The following is a 19,879-nucleotide window of genomic DNA, read 5'->3' on the forward strand; positions in this document are numbered from 1 at the left end:
TCACACTCGCCTGCCAGAATCGGGAGGGAGCAGACACACGACCGCTGGAGGACCCCGTGCCGTCCACCCCCCGCCCCTTGCGCAAGCTGGGCTTCCTGACCATCGGCCTGTTCGACGCGGCCGACCCGGGGCGGGGCCACGAGTCCACGCTGGAGATCATCGAGCTGGGTGAGCGGCTGGGCTTCGACACCGCCTGGGTCCGCCACCGGCATCTCCAGTACGGCATCTCGTCCCCGGTCGCCGTCCTGGCCGCCGCCTCGCAGCGCACCCGGCGGATCGGGCTGGGCACCGCGGTGACACCGCTCGGCTGGGAGAACCCGCTGCGGCTCGCCGAGGACCTGGCCACCGTCGACGTGCTGTCCGGGGGCCGGCTGAACCCGGGCCTCAGCGTCGGCCCGCCGATGCACTACGACCAGGTCAAGGGCGCCCTCTACCCGGACACCGCCGACGCGGAGGACTTCGGCTACGAGCGGGTGCGGCGGCTGCTGGACCTGGTGCGCGGCAAGCCCGCCACCGGCTTCAGCGGGACGGAGGGGTTCGAGACCTTCTCCGACGTCGTCCAGCCGCACTCCCCCGGGCTCGGACGGCGGCTGTGGTACGGCGGCGGCAGCCTGCGGTCGGCGCGCTGGGCGGGCGAGCACGGCATGAACTTCCTGACCAGCAGCGTGGTCAAGGCGGAGGACGGCGAAGGCGCGGACGGGCCGCCGGACTTCGCCGCGATCCAGCTGTCCCACATCCGCCGGTTCCGGGCCCACCACCCCGACGGCGAGGCGGCCCGGGTCTCCCAGGGGCTCGTGGTCATCCCGACCGACTCCGCGAGCGCCGGGCAGCGCGCCAAGTACGCCGAGTACGCGGCCCGACGGCTGCCCCGCACGGCCGCGCCGCAGGGCCCGGGGCGGCAGCTGTTCGCGCCGGACCTGGTCGGCACCTCGGCGGAGCTGGCCGAACGGCTGCACGCGCACGCCGCCTTCCGCGAGGTCGACGAGGTCGCCTTCGCGCTGCCGTTCACCTTCGAGCACGAGGACTACGTGCAGATCCTGACGGACATGGCGACGAAGCTGGGACCGGCGCTGGGGTGGCAACCCGCCGGGTGACCGCGCCGGGTCCGGGCGCGGGCCGGCCATCCGGATCACCGCGTTCCGCCCCCGCCGCGCCCGCTCGGCCCGTATGTTCGCGGCGGTATCCGCCCGCTCCCCGAAAGGCTCCCGCATGCGCACCGCACTCCGTACCGCCGTGACCGCCGTACTGACCGCCGCCGCCGTCCTGACCTGCGGCTCTGCCGGGGCGACCCCGGCGGGGCCCGGAGTGACGGGCCGGATCCTCGGCCAGACCACCGTCGGCGGCACCGACTACATACTCCGCGAGGTGACGATCCCGCCCGGCCAGAGCACCGGCTGGCACTACCACGACGGCCCGCTCTACGGCGTCGTACGGCAGGGCACCCTCAGCCACTTCGACTCCGCCTGCGCCTCGGACGGCGTGTACCGCACCGGCGCGTCGATCCGGGAGCCGTCCGGCTCCGGCTACGTCCACATCGGCCGCAACCTGGGCGGCACACCGCTCGTCCTCGACGTGCTGTACGTACTGCCGCACGGCTCGCCGTTCTCGCGGGACGCGGCGAACCCGGGGTGCCCGTTCGAGTGATCAGCCCTCGGGCAGCGGCTGTTCGGCCCAGATGGTCTTGCCCGCCGCGGTCTGTCTGCTGCCCCAGCGCCGGGTGAGCTGGGCGACGAGCAGCAGCCCCCGGCCGCCCTCGTCGTACACGTGCGCCCGGCGCAGGTGCGGCGAGGTGGAACTGGCGTCGGACACCTCGCAGATGAGGGCCCGGTCGCGGATCAGGCGCAGTTGGACGGGCGGTTCGCCGTACCGGATGGCGTTGGTGACGAGTTCGCTGACGACGAGTTCGGTGACGAACGCGGCCTCCTCCAGCCCCCAGGCGGTCAGCCGCTCGCCGGCCGCCTGCCGGACGACCGCGACGTGGGCGGGGTCGGGCGGGACGTCCCAGGTGGCGACCCGGTCGGCGCCGAGGGCCCGGGTGCGGGCGAGCAGCAGCGCCACGTCGTCGCGGGGCTGGTCGGACAGGACGGCCTTCAGGACGTCGTCGCAGAGGTCGTCGAGGGAGCCGGCGGGGCCGTCGAACGCCCGGAGCAGGCCGTCGGCGGCGCCGTCCGGGTCCTGGCCGCGGTAGTCGATCAGGCCGTCGGTGAACAGGCCGACGACCGTGCCCTCGGGCAGTTCCCGTTCCGTCGCCTCGAACGGCAGGCCGCCGACGCCGAGCGGCGGCCCGGCGGTCATGGGGACGAACTCCGCGGTGCCGCCGGGCAGGATGACGACCGGGGCGGGATGGCCGGCCGCGGCCATCGCCAGCCGGCGCGAGACGGGATCGTAGACGGCGTAGAGGCAGGTCGCGCCGAGTTCGGCGATCTCCTCGCCGCTGCCGTCGGCGGCGAGGTGCGTGACCAGGTCGTCGAGGTGGGTGAGGAGTTCGTCGGGGGGGCAGGTCGACGTCGGCGAGGGTGCGCACGGCCGTCCGCAGCCGGCCCATGGTGGCCGAGGACCGGATGCCATGGCCCACCACGTCTCCCACGACCAGGGCGACCCGGCCGCCGGAGAGCGGGATGACGTCGAACCAGTCGCCGCCGATGCCGGCCACCGATCCGCACGGCAGGTAGCGGTGGGCCACCTCGACCGCGGCCTGTCCGGGCAGACCGCTCGGGAGCAGGCTGTGCTGGAGGGCGAGGGCCGTGGACCGCTCCCGGGCGAAGCGGCGGGCGTTGTCCACGCAGACGGCGGCGCGGCTGGCGAGTTCCTCCGCGAAGACGGCGTCGTCCGGGCCGTAGTCGTCCGGGTGGGCCATGCGGACGCAGACCGCGACGCCCAGGGTGGTGCCGCGGGCCCGGAGCGGCACCGCGAGCACGGAGTGGACGCCCTGCCGGTAGCGGCTGCCCCCGGGCGAGCGCGCGTCGCGTTCGGCGAGCCACCGGACGATCTCCGGGTCGTCGGCCCGGCTGAGCACCGCGCGGCCCTCGCACAGGGCGCGGGCGGGCGGCAGGGCCGGCTCGTAGACGTGCTTCTCGCCGATGGCCAGCGCCGCCCCGGGGTTGCCGGGCCGGGTGGAGCCGTGGGCGACCCGGCGCATCTCGGCACCGCTGTCCGGGAGGGCCGGCGGCTCCTCCGCGCCGAGCACCCAGTCGAGCAGGTCGACGCTGGCGAAGTCGGCGTACCGGGGGACGAGCAGTCCGACCAGTTCCTCGGCGGTGCGGACGACGTCCAGGGTGGTGCCGATGCCCGCTGAGGCCTCGTTGAGCAGGGCGAGGCGGCGGCGCGCCCAGTACTGCTCGGTGTTGTCGAAGGCGGCGATGCCGACCGCGGTCAGCTCGCCGGAACCCGCGCGCAGCGGCCACATCTCGATGCTCCACAGATGTTCCCGGTGCAGGGTGGGAGCCCCGGCGAAGCTCTCGTAGCGGACGGGCCGGCCGGTCTCGGCGACCTCGCGGAGGTGGCGCAGGAAGCCCTGGTAGTAGTCGGCGTCACCGACGGTGTCCGGGAAGCGGCGGCCGGCCAGGGCGGCCTCGGAGGCGCCCATCACCTTGCAGGCGGCGTCGTTGAGCCGCAGGTAACGCTGCTGGAGGTCGAAGACGGACATGGCCATGGACGCCTGCTCGAAGGCCTGGGCGGCCAGGGTGGCGCCGGGCGGGCCGGCGGTGACGACGTAGCCGGCGGGCGTCCCGTCGGCGCCGGCGACCGGGCAGGCCGTGACGGCCAGCTCGATCCGGTGGCCGGCCCGGTGCCGCAGGGCGATGACGCCCGAGCCGGCGGCGAGGGTGGCGGCGGCGGGGGGCTCCGCCAGCAGCTCCGCCGCCGGCCGGCCCACGACGTCCGCGGCCCGGTGCCCGGTGAGCGATCGCGCGCCCTCGCCCCACCCGGTCACCGTGCCCCGTGCGTCGAGGAGCGCCATGGCGACGGCAGGATCCATATGCCCCAGCATGTTCCGATCGCCCCGGTGCATCAAGCCGCGGGGGGGCGCCTCAGCCCTGCCGGGCGCGGAGGGCGGCGAGGGCCCGGTCGGCGTGCGTGTTCATGCGCAGCTCGCTGCGGACGACCTCCAGGACGGTGCGGTCCTCTGCGATCACGAAGGTGACGCGCTTGGTCGGGGCCAGGGAGAAGCCGCGTCTGACGCCGAACCGCTCGCGGACCGTGCCGTCCGCGTCGGAGAGCAGCGGCATGCCGAGGCGGTGGGTGCCGGCGAACTCCCGCTGCTTCTCCACGGTGTCCCCGCTGATCCCGACGGGCCGGGCGCCGGCGGCGGCGAACTCCGCGGCGAGGTCGCGGAAGTGGCATGCCTCGTTGGTGCAGCCGGGGGTGAGGGCGGCGGGGTAGAAGAACAGGACGACCGGGCCGTCGGCCAGCAGGTCGGTGAGCCGGCGGGGGGTTCCGGTCTCGTCGGGCAGGGCGAAGTCCTCCACCGTGTCCCCGACGGCGACGCGCTCGGTCACGACCGCCCCTTGCCGTTCCGGGCCACGCCGCGCGCCCACAGCACCAGGGGCACCTGGAAGGGCAGGCGGGCCAGGGCCGCCGTGCGGAGCGGCGCCGGCCGGTGGCGCCAGTCCGCGGCCATCTGGACGTTCGCCGGGAACACCCCGACGAAGAAGGCGGCGGCCGCCTTCGCCGCCGCGGCGCGGGTGCGGGGTGCCGCGATCCCGGCGGCCAGGGCCAGCTCGACGACCCCGCTGCCGTACGTCCAGGCCCGGGGCGAGCCCGGCAGCTGCCGGGGGATGATCGCGTCGAACTGCCGGGGGACGGCGAAGTGGGCGACCCCCATGCCCGCCAGCAGACCGGCGAGCAGCAGGGGTGAGCGTTCGGACCGGGACACGGTTCCTCCTCTGGTGGCCTGCCGCCGGATATTACTCGACGGTAAGCCCAGCGGTGACCGCCCGCCCCGGCTCAGGGCGTGACGAGTTCGGCCCAGCGGGTGATGCCGCCGGAGTGCACCCGCAGGCCGTGACGCGTGGCCAGGGCGTGGACGATCGCCTCGCCCCGGCCGTGCTCGTCGGGGTCGACGCCGGCGAGGGTCTGCCCCGCCGCGTACGCCGGTCCCCCGTCGGTGACCTCCACGCGCAGGGTGCCGCCGCGGTCGTCGCTCACCCAGGACAGCCGCAGCTCGGCCGGGGGCCGGGCGTGGAGGATGGCGTTGGTGACCAGCTCCGACACCACGAGCAGCGAGTCCTCGACGATCTCCGGGGACACGCTCCAGTCGGCGAGGAGCGCCGCCGCCCGCCGACGCACGGCACAGACCGCCCCGGCGACGGGTGGCACCGGACACACGTGTTCGCATGCCACCCGTAGCAGCGTGTTGAGCTGAGCCACCATTTTCTCTCCCGATGGTGTGTGCTGCCGGTCCGGCGCGACGCCGCAATCCGGACCTCACGCCAACCTAGGGAGACAAACCGGGCGGGTCAATGAACAGAGGTCGGCATTACCGAACGACGCGGTGCCGGGCCGTCCCGTCGCCCCGTGGGGCGAACCGTGCGCAGCGGTAATAGGCTCGCACCATGGCCGGCCCAGTCCAGTCGATCGAACGGGCGGCGGCGATCCTGCGGCTGCTCGCCGGCGGACCCCGCCGGCTCGGGCTCGGCGAGGTGGCCGCCTCCCTGGGGCTGGCGAAGGGCACCGCGCACGGCATTCTGCGCACGCTCCAGCACGTGGACTTCGTGGAGCAGGACGCGGCGACCGGGAAGTACCAGCTGGGCGCCGCCCTGCTGCATCTGGGCACCAGCTACCTGGACGTCAACGAGCTGAGGTCACGCTCCCTGAACTGGGCCGACGCGCTGGCCGCCCGCAGCGGGGAGGCGGTACGGCTGGGCACCCCCCTGGAGGGCCAGGTGCTCGTGGTCCACCACGTGTTCCGGCCGGACGACACCTTCCAGACCCTGGACGTGGGCGCGCTGCTGCCCCTGCACGCCTCCTCCCTCGGCAAGGTGCTCCTGGCCTACGGGACCGCCGTGGTCGAGCCGGACCGCGAGCCGGGGCTGGAGGCGTACACCCGGCACACGCTGGTGGACCCCGAGCGGCTCACCCGGGCGCTCGCCGCGGTCAGGGAGGTCGGCTGGGCCGCCGAGGTCCAGGAGATGAGCATGGGCGAGGCCGGGCTCGCCGCGCCGATCCGCGGGCACGGCGGTCTCGTCGTGGGCGCGATCGGACTGTCCGGGCCGGTCGAGCGGATCTGCGACGGCCAGGGTCACCCCCGCCCCGCGCTGATCAGCCTGATCCGTGAGGCCGCGCGGGCGGTCTCCAGAGACCTGGGAGCCGCGCGCTGGTAGGCCAGGACAGCCGCCCCTCGATCCGTCGGAAGGCAGACCCGATCATGGCCGAACGGTATGTGATGTCCGTCGATCAGGGCACCAACTCGACCCGGTGCATCCTGTTCGACCACCGGGGGCGGCTGGTCTCGGTCGCGCAGCGGGAGCACCAGCAGCACTTCCCCCGGCCCGGATGGGTGGAGCACGACGCCGTCGAGATCTGGCAGAACCTGCGCCGGGTCGTACCCGAGGCCCTGTCCGCCGCCGGTGTCGACCAGGGGCAGGTCGTCGCGATCGGGCTGGCCAACCAGCGCGAGACGACGGTGCTCTGGGACCGGCGGACCGGCGCCCCGGTGGGCCGGGCGATCGTCTGGCAGGACACCCGTACCGCACCCCTGGTCGACGACCTCAGGCAGCGCCCCGGGGAGGCGTTCTTCCTCCAGCGGTGCGGCCTGCCGCCCTCGACGTACTTCTCGGCGCTGCGGATCAGGTGGCTGTTCGACAACGTCAAGGGGGTCGAACAGCGCGCCGAGGAGGGTGAGGTGCTGTTCGGCACGATGGAGAGCTGGCTGGTGTGGAACCTCACCGGGGGCGCCGGCCGGGGTCTGCACATCACCGACGCCACCAACGCCAGCCGCACGATGCTGATGAACATCCACACGCTCACCTGGGACGAGGAACTGCTGGACTTCTTCGGCGTGCCCCGCGCGATGCTGCCCGAGATCCGCTCGTCCGCGGAGCGGTACGGCGAGGCCCGCGCGCTGCTGCCGGAGGTGTCCATCACGGCCGCCCTCGGCGACCAGCAGGCCGCCCTCTTCGGCCAGACCTGCTTCTCGCCGGGCGAGGCCAAGTGCACCTACGGGACGGGCAGCTTCCTGCTGCTGAACACCGGCGGCGACGTCGTGCGCTCCCGGCACGGACTGCTGACCACCGTCGCCTACAGGATCGGCGAGCAGCCGCCGGTGTACGCGCTGGAGGGGTCGATCGCGGTCACCGGCTCGCTGGTGCAGTGGTTCCGTGACCGCCTGGGCCTGATCAGCAGCGCCCCGGAGATCGAGACCCTGGCGCGGACGGTGGAGGACAACGGCGGCTGCTACATCGTCCCCGCCTTCTCGGGCCTGTTCGCGCCCCGCTGGCGCAGTGACGCGCGGGGGGTCATCGTCGGTCTCACCTCGTACATCACCAAGGGCCACCTGGCGCGGGCCGTGCTGGAGGCCACGGGGTGGCAGACCCGGGAGGTCGTCGACGCCATGAACTCCGACTCCTCGGTCGCCCTCCGGGAACTCAAGGTCGACGGGGGCATGACCTCGGACAACCTGCTCATGCAGTTCGTGGCGGACGTGCTCGACGTGCCGGTGGTACGGCCGATGGTCGCCGAGACGGTCTCCCTGGGCGCCGCCTACGCGGCCGGGCTCGCCGCCGGCTACTGGCCGGACCTGGAGGTGCTGCGGCGCAACTGGCACCGGGCCGCCCAGTGGCTGCCCGCCATGGACCCCGCGCGGCGGGCGGCGGAGTACGAGGACTGGCAGCGGGCCGTCGAACGGTCCCTGGGGTGGGTCAGGCCGCCCCGGTCCCCCTGACCGGCCCGGCGGCGCCGCGCCCGCGCCCCGTACGCCGCCCGCGCGCCGTCGCGTGGCCGGCCGGTCAGCGGCCGGTGCCGACCGGGGCCAGCCACAGGCCGACGATCGCGTCGGCGAGCCCCGTGGCGGCCTCGCTCCAGGTGGCGCGCGGGGTCGGGGTGCCTTCGGCGAGGGCCCGCTCCCGCTCGGCGCAGGTGTGCAGGATCAGCAGCCGGACCATCTGGCCGCGCTCGGCTCGGACCTCGGGCGGCAGCTCCGGAAGGGTGCGGTTCAGGCCCCGGACCGCCTCGCGCAGCGCAGGCGAGGCGAGGGACTCCTCGACCATGATCTCGTGCAGCGCCGGGTCGGTCATCGCCTGGGCGCAGAAGCGGGCGTACCAGGTGGGACTGCCCAGCCCGGCCAGGTGCTCGGTGACCGGGCGGACCAGGCAGCGGACCCAGTCGCGCACGTCGGACGAGTCGCCGGCCGCCTCCAGGGCGCGCTCCCTGAGCCTCTCGATGTGCTCGGCGTGCCGTCGGGCGACCGCGCGGACCAGGTCGGCCTTGGTCCCGAAGTGGTAGCCGACGGCGGCGTTGTTGCCCTGGCCGGCCGCCTCGCTGACCTGGCGGTTGGAGACGGCGTACACGCCGTGCTCGGCGAACAGCCGTTCGGCCGCGGTCAGGATCGCCTCCCGCGTCGCGCTCACCTGCTCGGCCCGCGCCGTCCTGCGCGCCATGCTCACCACCGCTCCGGGACGCGCACCACCCCCGGGGGCGGGCCGTCCCGCACTCCGCCCCGGGTCCTCGGCCGGAGCGGCGAGGTCCAGCGGGGGCAAGCCTACGGGGCGTTCCCGCCCTCCCCCGCACGGACCCGCTCCCGGCTCGCTACAGTAAGTCAAGCAGTTGACTTAAACATGCGCTCCCCGGAAGGTTCCCTCCATGCCCGACGCCCCCGTCCGGCCCACCGCGGCCGGCAGTTCCGCATCCGTACGGCCCGGTGCCGTGGTCGCGGTGCTGGCCCTGGCCGGTATCACCGTGTCGCTGATGCAGACCCTGGTGATCCCGATCGTTCCCGAGCTGCCCGTCTACCTGCACGCCTCGGCGTCCGACGCCGCCTGGGCGGTCACCGCCACCCTGCTGGCCGCCGCCGTCGCCACGCCCGTGGCCGGCCGGCTCGGCGACATGTTCGGCAAGCGGCGGATGCTGCTGGTCAGCCTGGTGCTGCTGGTGGCCGGCTCGGCGGTGTGCGCGCTCAGCGACGGGCTGGTCCCGATGATCGTCGGCCGCGCGCTGCAAGGTCTCGCCGCCGCCGTGGTCCCGCTGGGCATCAGCATCATGCGCGACGAGCTGCCGCCGGAGAAGCTGGCCGGCTCCACCGCGCTGATGAGCGCCTCGCTCGGTGTCGGCGGCGCCCTCGGGCTGCCCGCCGCGGCGTTCCTCGCCGACCACTACGACTGGCACGTGCTGTTCTGGACCTCTGCGAGCCTGGGCGTCGTCGCGTTCGCGCTGGTGCTGGGCCTGGTGCCGGAATCCGCCGTGCGCACCGGCGGCCGGTTCGACCTGGCCGGCGCGCTCGGCATGGCCGTCGGGCTGGTCTCGCTGCTGCTCGCCGTCTCCAAGGGCGCCGACTGGGGCTGGGGCAGCGGCAGCACCCTCGGCCTGTTCGCGCTCGCCGTCGTGGCCCTCGTGGCCTGGGGCTTCTTCGAGCTGCGGACGGCGCAGCCGCTGGTGGACCTGCGCACCACAGCCCGCCGCCAGGTGCTGTTCACCAACCTGGCCTCGATCGCGTTCGGCTTCGCGATGTTCGCGATGTCCCTCGTGCTGCCGCAGCTCCTCCAGCTGCCCACGCAGACCGGCTACGGCCTCGGCAGGTCCATGCTCACCGTGGGTCTGGTGATGGCTCCGCAGGGCCTGGTGATGATGGCCATGGCACCGGTCTCCGCCATGATCACCAAGTCCCGGGGCCCGAAGGTCACGCTCATGACCGGAGCGGTGATCGTCGCCGTCGGGTACGGCCTCGACATCGTGCTGATGAGCGAGGTCTGGCACCTGATCCTGGTCTCCTGTGTGATCGGCGCGGGCGTCGGCTTCGCCTACGGCGCCATGCCCGCCCTGATCATGGGCGCGGTCCCGGCCTCGGAGACGGCCGCCGCGAACAGCCTCAACACGCTGATGCGGTCGATCGGCACCTCGGTGGCCAGCGCCGTGGCGGGCGTGCTCCTGGCCCAGATGACGGTCAGCCTCGGCGGTCACGCGCTGCCCTCCGAGAACGGCTTCAAGGCCGTCCTGGCGTGCGGCGCGGGCGCGGCGGTCCTCGCCTTCCTGCTCGCCTCGTTCCTCCCCCGGCACCGCCCGGCCGGCCTCGCGCCCGTTCCGGCGGCCACCGGGGCGCCGGCCGAGCGGGTCGGCTGACAGCGGTCCCGTCCCGGGCCGGCGCGGCGGGGCCCGTTCAGGGGAACCGGGCGGGAAAGGCGCGTGAGCGCGCGGGGGCCGGTCGAGAACTTCTGCCGTGACCGCCCCGCCCCTGCCGCTCATCGCGCCGATGCTCGCCACCCCCGGCCGTCTGCCGTCCGCCGCCCAGGACCGGCGGTGGGCGTACGAGACCAAACAGGACGGCCAGCGGGTGATGGTCTACCTGCCCGGCGACGGCCGGGTGCTGCTGCGCGCCCGCTCCGGCGAGGACATCACCGCGGCCTACCCCGAACTCCGGCCACTGGGCTCGGTCCTCGGCTCCACGCCCGCCGTGCTGGACGGCGAGGTACTGGCCCTGGACGAGCGGGGCCGGGCCGACTTCCAGCTGCTCCAGAGCCGGATGGGCCTCGCGCACGCCCCCGCGCGGGCGGCGCGCCAGGCCGCCCGGGTGCCCGTGCACCTGGTCCTGTTCGACGTGCCGTACCTGGCGGAGCCACTGGTGCGGCTGTCCTACGTCCGGCGGCGGGCCCGGCTGGAGGGGCTCGGCCTGGCCGGGCCGCACTGGTCGACGCCGGGCGCCGTGACCGGGCACGGCGCCGAGGCGCTGCGCGCCACCCAGGAGCACGGCCTGGAAGGGCTGGTGTGCAAGCGACTGGACTCGGTGTACGAGCCCGGGGTCCGCTCCCGCGCCTGGATCAAGATCCGCAACATGCGCGCCGAGGACGTGATCGTCGGCGGCTGGCTGCCCGGCAAGGGCCGGCTGACCGGCCTGCCGGGCGCGGTCCTGGTCGGCCAGCGCGACGCGGACGGCCGGCTGCGCCACGTCGGCGGGGTCGGCACCGGCTGGAGCGAGGCGGAACGCGTCCGGCTGGCGGAACTGCTGCGGGACGCGGCGAGCGACCGGTGCCCCTTCGCTCCGGCGCCACGCGTCACCGGGGCGCGCTGGGTGGTGCCCCGGCTGGTGGGCGAGGTCCGCTACAGCACCCGGACCCGGAACGGGATGCTGCGCCAGCCGTCCTGGCTGCGGCTGCGCCCGGACCTCACGCCGGAGGAGTCGGCGGCGGACCTGCCGGCCGAACCGGGCCCGGGGGGCTGACCCGCGGTGCGGAAGGGGCGGAAGCGGCTGCCGGTACGCCAGGTCCGGCCAGGTCCAGCAGGGGCGGCAGGTCCGCCCGGTCCCCCTGGTCCCCCTGGTCCGCCTCGTCCGCCTCGTCCGCCAAGTCCCCCAGGACGGGCCAGGTCCGCCTGGTCCGCCCGGTCCGCCCGGTCCGCCAGGTCCCCCTGGTCCGCCAGGGCCGCCTCGTCCGCCAGGTCCCCCTGGTCCGCCAGGGCCGCCTCGTCCGCCAGGTCCCCCTGGTCCGCCAGGGCCGCCAGGTCCCCCTGGTCCGCCAGGGCCGCCAGGGCCGCCAGGGCCCCCTGGGGTGAACGCGCCTTGCGGTAGGCCCGGTTCACGCGCCCAGGGTCCGCGGGGCCCGTTCCCGCCCCAGGGTCTATGGTGTCCTGCATGTCTGCACCGGAACTGATCCGCATCGTCTCCCGTGACTCGCCCATGGCCCTGGCCCAGGTCGAGCGGGTCCGGGCCGAGCTGACCGCGCTGCACCCGGGCCTGCGAACCGAGGTGGTCCCGGTGAAGACGACCGGCGACAAGTGGCTGGGCGACCTGTCCCAGGTCGAGGGCAAGGGCGCCTTCACCAAGGAGGTGGACGCGGCCCTGCTGGCCGGGGAGGCGGATCTCGCGGTGCACTGCGTCAAGGACGTGCCCGCCGACCGGCCGCTGCCCGCCGGCACGGTGTTCGCCGCGTTCCTGAAGCGGGACGACATCCGGGACGCGCTGGTGCACCCGGACGGGCTGACCCTGGACGAGCTGCCGGCCGGAACCCGGATCGGCACCTCCGCGGTGCGCCGGATCGCCCAGCTGGCCGCCACCCACCCGCAGCTGGAGTGCGTGCCGTTCCGCGGCAACGCCAACCGCCGGCTGGAGAAGCTGGCCGCGGGCGAGGCGGACGCGCTGCTGCTGGCGGTGTCCGGCCTGGAGCGGATCGGCCGGAGCGACGTGATCAGCCAGGTGCTGTCGACGGAGGAGATGATGCCGCCGATCGGCGCGGGCATCCTCGCGCTCCAGTGCCGGGAGGACGACACCGCGGTGATCGACGCGGTCAGCGGGCTCGGCGACCCGGACACCCACCGGGAGGCGACGGCCGAGCGGATGTTCCTGCACGTGCTCCAGGGCCACTGCAACAGCCCGATCGCCGGGTACGCGCGCGTGGACCGCGGCGGAGAGCTCTCGCTGCGCGCCTGCGTGTTCACCCCGGACGGCAAGACGCGGCTGAACGCCCACGAGTGGGCGGGCCGGCTCGACCCGGCCACGCTCGGCACCTCGGTCGCGGTGGCGCTGCTGCGGCAGGGCGCGCGCGAGATCATCGACGGCATCCCGCACTGAGCGCCGTACGGCGTGCGCCGCCCCGGGCGTCCGGGCGGCGCGGCCGTGCGGGTCAGGCGGAGCCCGGCTCCGCCTGGTCCTTCAGGAAGACGGAGACCTGGTGGGCCAGGCCGCCCTGCCCGGTGCCCGCGGGAGCGGCCGCGGCCGTCGGCTCCGTCACCCCGATGCCGCCCGCCCACAGCCGGCGGTCGGCCCACTCGTCGTCCACCCGCAGCTGCACCTGTACGTCCACGTGGGTGAGGGCGGCCTCGGGCGCGGCGGCGTAGACCACGGCGGTGGCCCGGCGCAGCGGGTGGACGTCGAAGCCCTCGATGAACTGGGAGTTGCGCCAGTCGATGAAGGCGCCCTCGCCGTCCGGGCCGACGCGGACGTCGATCTGCCCGTCCTCCAGGTGGATGCCGCGGTGCCGCGCGCCCCGGTTCTCGACGGTCACCCGGACACTGAAATACGTCAGCCCGGCGGCGGCGTCGTCCCGTCCGCGCGGTGGCTCGGCGGCCTCCAGGCGGTGGACGCGGACCCGCAGACCGGCATGCTCCTCGTACTCCTGCCAGTCACCGACCACGTTCGGCTCGTACACAGTGCCCCTCTCGACCTGGGAGAGCCGCTGTCTATCTGTGCGCTCAGCGCACTGTCAAATGAGCCGAATGCGCCCTTGCCGGGTGCTTCACCCGCTCCGATCGGTGATCAAGCGCTGCCCAGGAGGAATCGTTCCCGGGCACTTTCGGCCGGGTACACGCGCGTGCCGCACATCACGTCCGCGGCGAGATCGGCGGGCCGGGCGGGCGGGCGGCGCGGAGGCCGGGGCCGGGGTGGATGCCGACCGGGAACCAAGGCGGATCCTGACCGCGAACAAAGAGGTCTGTTTGTACTGATTTGTTTTGAGATGCCCAATAGAGGGAATCAGGACAGCAGTGCTTCGGACAGGAGGCACGTCCGTGGGAACCGGCCGTCGCCGGGTGCCCCGATGTCCTTCTTGTGGTCCGAGCGCACCTCCCACGGTGTCTGTCCATCCAGCACCTGCCGAAAGAGGTGCGCGCGATGCGTGTCACTGGCAGCACCAAGCCCCATCCCCACGACGACGCCCCGGACACGAGCGCGTCCTTCGAACGCCTCGCCGAGCTGCCCGACGGCCCCGAGCGCCAGGCGCTCCGGGACGAACTGGTCCGGCTGTGGCTGCCCATGGCCGAGCGGATCGCGGTGCGGTTCCGCGGCCGTGGCGAAGCCCTGGAGGACCTGTACCAGGTGGCCGCGCTGGGTCTGGTCAAGGCCGTCGACCACTACGACCCCGAGCGCGGGCGCGCCTTCGAGGCGTACGCGGTGCCCACCATCACCGGGGAGATCAAGCGCCACTTCCGGGACCACATGTGGACGCTGCACGTGCCCCGCCGGGTTCAGGACCTGCGCAACCGGGTCAGGTCCGCCGTGAAGGAGCTGGCGCAGACCACGGCGGGCCGGGCGCCGACCGTCGCCGAGATCGCCGCGTACACACGCCTCAGCGAGGACGAGGTGCGCACCGGGATGGAGGCGCTGGAGTGCTTCTCCGCGCTGTCCCTGGACGCCGAGGTGGCCGGCACCGACGGCTACGCCCTCGGGGACTCCCTGGGCGAACCGGACCCGGGATTCGACCTGGTCGTGGACCGGGCGGCGGTCAGGCCGTGCCTGGAGGCGCTGCCCGAGCGCGAGCGCACCATCCTCTACCTGCGGTTCTTCCGCGGCATGACGCAGAGCCGGATCGCCGACCAGCTGGGGATCTCGCAGATGCACGTCTCGCGGCTGCTCAGCGGCTGCTTCGACCGGCTGCGCGAGGAACTCCTCGCGGAGGCCCGCTGACCTATTCCCCCTCCGTGCCGGGGACCTGCACGGGGCCGTAGCGGTCCAGGGCCGCCTCCAGCTCGGAGCGGATGTCGGGCGGGATGTCGCCGCGCCGGCCCCAGATCAGGATCAGCTCCGAGACATGGCGCAGCTTGATGTTGGTGTGCTGGGAGACCTCCCGCAGCACCTGCCAGCCCTGGTCCGGAGTGACGCGGCCGAGGGCCACCACCATCCCGATCGCCTGGTCCACGACCGCGTGCGAGGTCATGGCCTCCTTCAGCTGGTCGACCTCCGCCTGCAAGGCGGCGATCCGGTCCGGCTCGCTCTCTCCCATCCCTCCATCGTGCGCGGGAGCCTTGCACCCCTGCCACCCGGGGTACTCGACAGGCCATTCCACCCCGTTCGGACGGACACTGGTGCCAGACCGGTGGCCGCCCGGCCCCGAGAGCAGGACGCGACTGCCATGACCCACGACAGCCCCGCCGGCCACGGACCGCGCAGGAAAGAAGTCGTCTCCACCCACGCCGTCTTCGGCGCGCCCTGCTGGGTGAGCCTGACCAGCAGGGACCTGCGAGCCACCCAGGACTTCTACACCGCCGTCCTGGGCTGGCGCTGGCGTGGCGCCAAGCTCGGCGAGCACTTCCGGATCGCCCTGGCGGACGGGGTCCCGGTCGCCGGGATCGCCGCCGTCGCCTCCATGTGGCAGATGGCGGTGGCCTGGACCCCGTACTTCGCCGTGCCGGACGCGGACGTCGCGGTCTCCCGGGTGCGGGAGCGCGGCGGCACGGCGGCGGTCGGGCCGCTGTCCTTCCCGCCCGGCCGGGCGGCGCTGCTCGCCGACCGGGACGGCGCCACGTTCGGGATCTGGCAGGGGGAACTGGTCACCAACTGGGAGGCGTGGCGGCACGCGGCGCCCACCTTCGTGCGGCTGCACACCCGTGACGCCTTCGACGCCGCCATCTTCTACGGCGAGGTCCTGGACTGGGCGACCGGGCGGCCGGGCGCTTGCGAGGTGGAGTACGACGGCGGCGAGGTGCTGCTGCGCAGCGAGGGTGACGTGGTGGCGCGCATCGACTCCGGCGCGGTGGAGGCCGCCCCGGACCCCTCCGTCCGCCCCCACTGGCAGGTCCATTTCACGGTCGCCGATGTGCCGGGGTGCGCGCGCACGGCGGAGAAGCACGGCGGCAGCGTGCTGAGGGAGAGCGAGCGGGAGGCGATCCTGCGGGACGCCGACGGGGCGCAGTTCACGGTGACGGCGCACGGCGCCCTCTGATCTCCGGGCGCCGCGGCCCGGTCACTTCTTCGCCCCGGTCACTTCTTCGCGGCGCGCGACGGACGGGACACCGCCCGGACACTTCGCGCGGCGCGCGACGGACGGGACAGCAGCACCAGGCCGCGTGCCTCCACGCGGAGCCGCGTGCCGGCCTTGTGCTCGCGTTCGTCGGGGACGCCGTCGGGCTCGGCGGTGTCGACCAGCGTGGTCCAGCGCTCGCCGAACGAGGCGTCGGGCAGCCGGAAGCCGACCGGTTCCCAGTAGCCGTTGACCAGCAGCAGGAAGGAGTCGTCCACCATGCGGCGGCCCTGCGGATCGCGTTCGGCGATGGCGTCGCCGTTGAGGAACACGCCGACCGAGTGCGCGTCGCCGCGCTGCCAGTCCCGGCCGGTCATCTCGCGGGCGTCGGGCCTGAGCCACACCAGGTCGGGCAGCGGCTGTCTGGCGTTGGTCACGGTCTCGCCGCGGAAGAACCGGCGGCGGCGCAGCACCGGGTGCGCGGCGCGCAGGCCGATCAGACGCCGGGTGAAGTCGGTGAGCGCGCGCTGCTCGTCGGTGAGGTCCCAGTCCACCCAGGAGGTCTCGTTGTCCTGGCAGTAGGCGTTGTTGTTGCCCCGCTGGGTGCGGCCGAGTTCGTCGCCGTGGCAGAGCATCGGGATGCCCTGCGAGAGCAGCAGCGTGGCCAGCAGGTTGCGCTGCTGGCGGGCGCGGAGTTCCAGCACGGCCGGGTCGTCGGTGTCGCCCTCCGCCCCGCAGTTCCAGGACCGGTTGTGGCTCTCGCCGTCCCGGTTGTCCTCGCCGTTGGCCTCGTTGTGCTTGTCGTTGTACGACACCAGGTCGCGCAGCGTGAATCCGTCGTGCGCGGTGACGAAGTTGACGCTCGCGCGCGGCCGGCGCCGGTTGTGCTGGTACAGGTCGGCGGAGCCGGTGAGCCGGGAGGCGAACTCGCCGAGCGAGCCGGGCTCGGCCCGCCAGAAGTCCCGTACGGCGTCCCGGTACCTGCCGTTCCACTCCGACCACAGCGGCGGGAAGTTGCCCACCTGGTAGCCGCCCTCGCCCACGTCCCACGGCTCCGCGATCAGCTTGACCCGGCTGATCACCGGGTCCTGCTGGATCAGGTCGAAGAACGCCGAGAGCCGGTCGACCTCGTGGAACTGCCGGGCCAGGGTGGCGGCGAGGTCGAAACGGAAGCCGTCGACGTGCATCTCGGTGACCCAGTACCGCAGCGAGTCCATGATCAGCTGAAGCACGTAGGGGTGGCGCATCAGCAGGCTGTTGCCGGTGCCGGTGGTGTCGTAGTAGTGCGCCCAGTCGCCGTCGACCAGGCGGTAGTAGGAGGCGTTGTCGATGCCCCGGAAGGACAGCGTGGGGCCGCGTTCGTTGCCCTCGGCGGTGTGGTTGTAGACCACGTCGAGGATGACCTCCAGGCCGGCCGCGTGCAGCGCCTTCACCATCGCCTTGAACTCGTCGACCTGCTGGCCGCGGGTGCCGAGGGCGGCGTAGGCGTTGTGCGGGGCGAAGAAGCCGATGGTGTTGTAGCCCCAGTAGTTGGACAGGCCGCGGTCCTGGAGCACGCCGTCCTGGACGAACTGGTGCACCGGCATCAGCTCCACCGCGGTGACGCCGAGCGAGGTCAGGTGCTCGATCACGGCGGGGTGCGCGAGCCCGGCGTAGGTGCCGCGCAGCCGGTCGGGGACCTCGGGGTGGGTGCGGGTGAGGCCGCGGACGTGGGCCTCGTAGATCACCGAGTCCGCGTACGGCGTCCGGGGCGGGCGGTCGTCGCCCCAGTCGAAGGACGGGTCGGTGACCACGCCCAGCATCGAGTGCCCGGCACTGTCGGCCGGGGCGGGTCCGTCCGGGGCGCGCTCGTAGAGCGAGGCGTGGTTGTCGATCTGGCCGTCCACGGCCCGGGCGTACGGGTCGAGGAGCAGCTTCACCGGGTTGCACCGGTTGCCGAGCGCGGGCTGCCACGGTCCGTGCACCCGGTAGCCGTAGCGCTGTCCCGGGCCGGTGCCGGGCAGGTAGGCGTGCCACACGAAGCCGTCGACCTCGTGCAGCGGCACGGATGTCCGGCGGCCGGCGTCGTCGACGAGGATCAGCTCCACGCCCTCGGCGACCTCGCTGAAGAGCGCGAAGTTGGTGCCCTGCCCGTCGTACGAGGCACCCAGCGGGTAGGGGTGCCCGCTCCACACGGGCACCCCCGCGCGGGGCCGGCGGCGGCTCACCGGCTGCCCTCCAGGGCGTCGTCACCGGCGGGCGCCCGCGCGGCCAGCACGGCCACCGGCTCCTCGCGGGGGACCTTCAGATCCGTGCGCAGCGTGGGCGCGGGGGCGACGGGCACCAGCGGGACGCGCTCGCCGGCGCGAGCGCGCTGCGAGAACCAGATGATCTTGCTGCCGGTGTCCGAGGCGCAGCAGCCCCAGCCGTCGCTCATGGCGGCGATGTCCGCGAGGCAGGCGCGCAGGTCCTGATCGGGGCGCAGGTCCGGGTCGTCGTCGCCGAAGGCGGTGATGAGGTGCTGGCGGTTCCACCACATCTCGATCGAGGTGTGCTTGTCCGTCGCGTGCGCGTCGATCGCCCGCAACAGCAGTTCGGCGCCGCGGCAGACGGGGTCGACGAGGTTGTCGAGGTCCCAGTGGCGGAGATGGGCGGCCAGGATGCGGCTGACCTGTCCGACCCGTTCGGGGCTGACTTCCACGTCGAGGTGGTAGTAGCAGGGCACTGCGGTCTTCATCGTCGCTTGCTCCTCACCGGCGAAGCTCTCGCTCCCCTCGCCCGTCCGGAACGGTTCCGGACACACAGCGTGAGCGGTTCTCGCTTCTGAGTCACCTCCACGGTGCGGGCACTACGCCATTCGTGCAACACGAGCCCCGACACCCCCATCTGATTGAAGATCCAACAAGACGCTGCGTCGTCGCGCGTGCACCATAAGTGAAAGCCTCGATCGCCGTAACGGTGCCGTGCCCCTCCGTGCCCGGACACCACCCGACCGTCGGGAACGCGCCCAGTCGAGAGCGTGGAGGGTGAAGAGGGCCATGCTGCTACCCGCCAAGGCCGAGGTGGCCCGGCAGTTGCGGCGTTACCGGGCGTGGGAGCGCGTGATGCTCGCCTCGCCGCACGACCGCACGGTCAGGGCCACCTTCGAGGACTCGGGTTACACGCTGTGCGTGCTGATGGGCAAGCGCTGCGCCCGCGAGGCCGCGGACGCGGCCGAGCGCTATCTCCGCACGAATCCGGTCACGTACCTGCGCGAGCAGGACGGACGGCCGCAGCCGCGTCGGGCGGCCGGAAGCGCGCCGCCTTCGGAGCGGCGTTCCACGGCGCCAAGCCCCTGACCTGGCACCGTACAAGGCGTTCCCATCGGGCCGGCGCAGGCCGGCCCGGCTATCGGATCGCGGAGCCGGGCCGGGCGCCCGGCTTCGCGCACGGCGGAGGTGACACACATGCGCAGGACCCCGGCCATCGGCCGTGTACCGGTACGCGACGTCCGGCCGGCCGTCGAGTGCGGCAGACGCCCGGCGAAAGCGGTGGCCGGGGAGACCTTCGAGGTCACGGCCACCGTGTTCCGCGAAGGGCACGACGCCGTGGGCGCCAACGTGGTCCTGCGCGATCCGACGGGCCGGCGCGGCCCCTGGACCCCGATGCGGGAACTCGCCCCGGGCACCGACCGCTGGGGCGCCGAGGTCACCCCGGACACGACGGGGCGCTGGACCTTCCGGGTGGAGGCGTGGAGCCATCCGCTGGCGACCTGGCGGCACACCGCGTCGGTGAAGGTGCCGGCCGGGATCGACACCGGCCTGGTCCTGGAGGAGGGCGCCGAGCTGTACGGGCGGGCCGCCGCGGGAGTGCCCAAGGGGCCCGGGCGCGACCTGGTCCTGGCCGCCGCGCGCGCCCTCGGCGACGACCGCCGGTCGGTCCACCACCGGCTGAAGGCGGCGCTGGCGCCTCAGGTGGAGGCGGTGCTCGCCCGGCACCCGCTGCGGGAACTGGTGACCGCCTCCGACCCGATGCCGCTGCTGGTGGAACGCGAACGCGCCCTGTACGGCTCCTGGTACGAGTTCTTCCCCCGCTCCGAGGGCACCCCC

The 19,879-nt window shown here is 73.9% G+C and carries 19 protein-coding genes and 1 pseudogene; 11 read left to right on the plus strand and 9 right to left on the minus strand.

Annotation, left to right across the window (positions count from 1 at the left end):
* Positions 1-56 precede the first annotated feature (56 nt).
* Both IF37_RS0129475 and IF37_RS0129480 read left to right on the plus strand, forming a co-directional pair.
* On the plus strand, positions 57-1,094 hold the full coding sequence (locus IF37_RS0129475) for an LLM class flavin-dependent oxidoreductase (RefSeq protein ID WP_030749138.1): 1,038 nt from the start codon (positions 57-59) through the stop codon (positions 1,092-1,094).
* A 115-nt stretch (positions 1,095-1,209) separates the two neighbouring features.
* On the plus strand, positions 1,210-1,644 hold the full coding sequence (locus IF37_RS0129480) for a cupin domain-containing protein (protein WP_030749140.1): 435 nt from the start codon (positions 1,210-1,212) through the stop codon (positions 1,642-1,644).
* Here the strand turns inward: IF37_RS0129480 and IF37_RS39855 are convergent.
* The 4 genes and pseudogenes from IF37_RS39855 to IF37_RS0129500 form a co-directional block, all read right to left on the minus strand.
* A pseudogene (locus tag IF37_RS39855) lies at positions 1,645-3,976 on the minus strand (SpoIIE family protein phosphatase).
* A 52-nt stretch (positions 3,977-4,028) separates the two neighbouring features.
* Positions 4,029-4,496 carry a peroxiredoxin gene (locus tag IF37_RS0129490; protein ID WP_030749142.1) on the minus strand — a complete coding sequence of 156 codons (468 nt, stop codon included), beginning with the start codon at positions 4,494-4,496 and terminating at the stop codon, positions 4,029-4,031.
* Positions 4,493-4,873: a membrane protein gene (locus IF37_RS0129495; protein ID WP_030749144.1), complete on the minus strand. Its 381-nt coding sequence runs from the start codon at positions 4,871-4,873 to the stop codon at positions 4,493-4,495. Before IF37_RS0129495 ends, IF37_RS0129490 begins: the two co-directional genes overlap by 4 nt.
* A gap of 71 nt (positions 4,874-4,944) precedes the next feature.
* Positions 4,945-5,370 (minus strand): ATP-binding protein, encoded by a 426-nt coding sequence (locus IF37_RS0129500; protein ID WP_030749146.1) that lies wholly within the window; start codon positions 5,368-5,370, stop codon positions 4,945-4,947.
* A 182-nt stretch (positions 5,371-5,552) separates the two neighbouring features.
* On the opposite strand from IF37_RS0129500, the gene IF37_RS0129505 reads away from it, so the two are divergent.
* Complete coding sequence (locus IF37_RS0129505; RefSeq protein ID WP_030749149.1) at positions 5,553-6,320, plus strand: IclR family transcriptional regulator; 768 nt, start codon at positions 5,553-5,555, stop codon at positions 6,318-6,320.
* A gap of 44 nt (positions 6,321-6,364) precedes the next feature.
* Positions 6,365-7,879 carry a glycerol kinase GlpK gene (glpK, locus tag IF37_RS0129510; RefSeq protein ID WP_030749152.1) on the plus strand — a complete coding sequence of 505 codons (1,515 nt, stop codon included), beginning with the start codon at positions 6,365-6,367 and terminating at the stop codon, positions 7,877-7,879.
* A gap of 64 nt (positions 7,880-7,943) precedes the next feature.
* Here glpK and IF37_RS0129515 read toward each other — a convergent pair whose 3' ends face one another.
* Positions 7,944-8,594, minus strand: a complete 651-nt coding sequence (locus tag IF37_RS0129515) for a TetR/AcrR family transcriptional regulator (RefSeq protein ID WP_030749155.1) — start codon at positions 8,592-8,594, stop codon at positions 7,944-7,946.
* Between the two features lie 202 nt (positions 8,595-8,796).
* Between IF37_RS0129515 and IF37_RS0129520 the strand changes: the two genes are divergently transcribed.
* The 3 genes from IF37_RS0129520 (at position 8,797) to hemC (ending at position 12,709) form a co-directional block, all read left to right on the plus strand.
* Complete coding sequence (locus tag IF37_RS0129520) at positions 8,797-10,269, plus strand: MFS transporter (protein WP_030749158.1); 1,473 nt, start codon at positions 8,797-8,799, stop codon at positions 10,267-10,269.
* A 130-nt stretch (positions 10,270-10,399) separates the two neighbouring features.
* Entirely contained in the window at positions 10,400-11,365 is a 966-nt protein-coding gene (locus IF37_RS0129525; RefSeq protein ID WP_030749161.1) for an ATP-dependent DNA ligase, read from the plus strand.
* Between the two features lie 408 nt (positions 11,366-11,773).
* Positions 11,774-12,709 (plus strand): hydroxymethylbilane synthase, encoded by a 936-nt coding sequence (gene hemC / locus IF37_RS0129530; RefSeq protein WP_030749164.1) that lies wholly within the window; start codon positions 11,774-11,776, stop codon positions 12,707-12,709.
* 52 nt (positions 12,710-12,761) lie between these two features.
* Here the strand turns inward: hemC and IF37_RS0129535 are convergent, their stop codons facing one another.
* The gene (locus tag IF37_RS0129535) at positions 12,762-13,286 is read right to left on the minus strand and encodes a hypothetical protein (RefSeq protein WP_030749166.1); all 525 of its coding nucleotides are present in this window, start codon (positions 13,284-13,286) and stop codon (positions 12,762-12,764) included.
* A 461-nt stretch (positions 13,287-13,747) separates the two neighbouring features.
* Between IF37_RS0129535 and IF37_RS0129545 the strand changes: the two genes are divergently transcribed.
* Complete coding sequence (locus tag IF37_RS0129545) at positions 13,748-14,539, plus strand: RNA polymerase sigma factor SigF (protein ID WP_030749168.1); 792 nt, start codon at positions 13,748-13,750, stop codon at positions 14,537-14,539.
* Between the two features lies 1 nt (position 14,540).
* Here IF37_RS0129545 and IF37_RS0129550 read toward each other — a convergent pair whose 3' ends face one another.
* Complete coding sequence (locus tag IF37_RS0129550) at positions 14,541-14,855, minus strand: ANTAR domain-containing protein (RefSeq protein ID WP_030749169.1); 315 nt, start codon at positions 14,853-14,855, stop codon at positions 14,541-14,543.
* A 129-nt stretch (positions 14,856-14,984) separates the two neighbouring features.
* On the opposite strand from IF37_RS0129550, the gene IF37_RS0129555 reads away from it, so the two are divergent.
* Positions 14,985-15,794, plus strand: coding sequence for a VOC family protein (locus tag IF37_RS0129555; protein WP_030749171.1), 810 nt, complete (start codon positions 14,985-14,987; stop codon positions 15,792-15,794).
* A gap of 38 nt (positions 15,795-15,832) precedes the next feature.
* Here IF37_RS0129555 and glgX read toward each other — a convergent pair whose 3' ends face one another.
* Together glgX and IF37_RS0129565 are read right to left on the minus strand one after the other, a co-directional pair.
* Positions 15,833-18,019, minus strand: a complete 2,187-nt coding sequence (gene glgX, locus IF37_RS0129560) for a glycogen debranching protein GlgX (RefSeq protein ID WP_030749173.1) — start codon at positions 18,017-18,019, stop codon at positions 15,833-15,835.
* Positions 18,016-18,528: a hypothetical protein gene (locus IF37_RS0129565; protein ID WP_030749176.1), complete on the minus strand. Its 513-nt coding sequence runs from the start codon at positions 18,526-18,528 to the stop codon at positions 18,016-18,018. The genes glgX and IF37_RS0129565 overlap by 4 nt, the downstream gene beginning before the upstream one ends.
* Positions 18,529-18,829: 301 nt before the next feature.
* Between IF37_RS0129565 and IF37_RS0129570 the strand changes: the two genes are divergently transcribed.
* Together IF37_RS0129570 and IF37_RS0129575 are read left to right on the plus strand one after the other, a co-directional pair.
* The gene (locus IF37_RS0129570) at positions 18,830-19,129 is read left to right on the plus strand and encodes a DUF5133 domain-containing protein (protein ID WP_030749179.1); all 300 of its coding nucleotides are present in this window, start codon (positions 18,830-18,832) and stop codon (positions 19,127-19,129) included.
* Between the two features lie 108 nt (positions 19,130-19,237).
* Positions 19,238-19,879 (plus strand): maltotransferase domain-containing protein (locus IF37_RS0129575; protein WP_030749182.1); only part of this gene is annotated, 642 nt, incomplete at its 3' end.

It is taken from the genome of Streptomyces sp. NRRL S-31 (assembly GCF_000718775.1).
Taxonomy (GTDB): domain Bacteria; phylum Actinomycetota; class Actinomycetes; order Streptomycetales; family Streptomycetaceae; genus Streptomyces.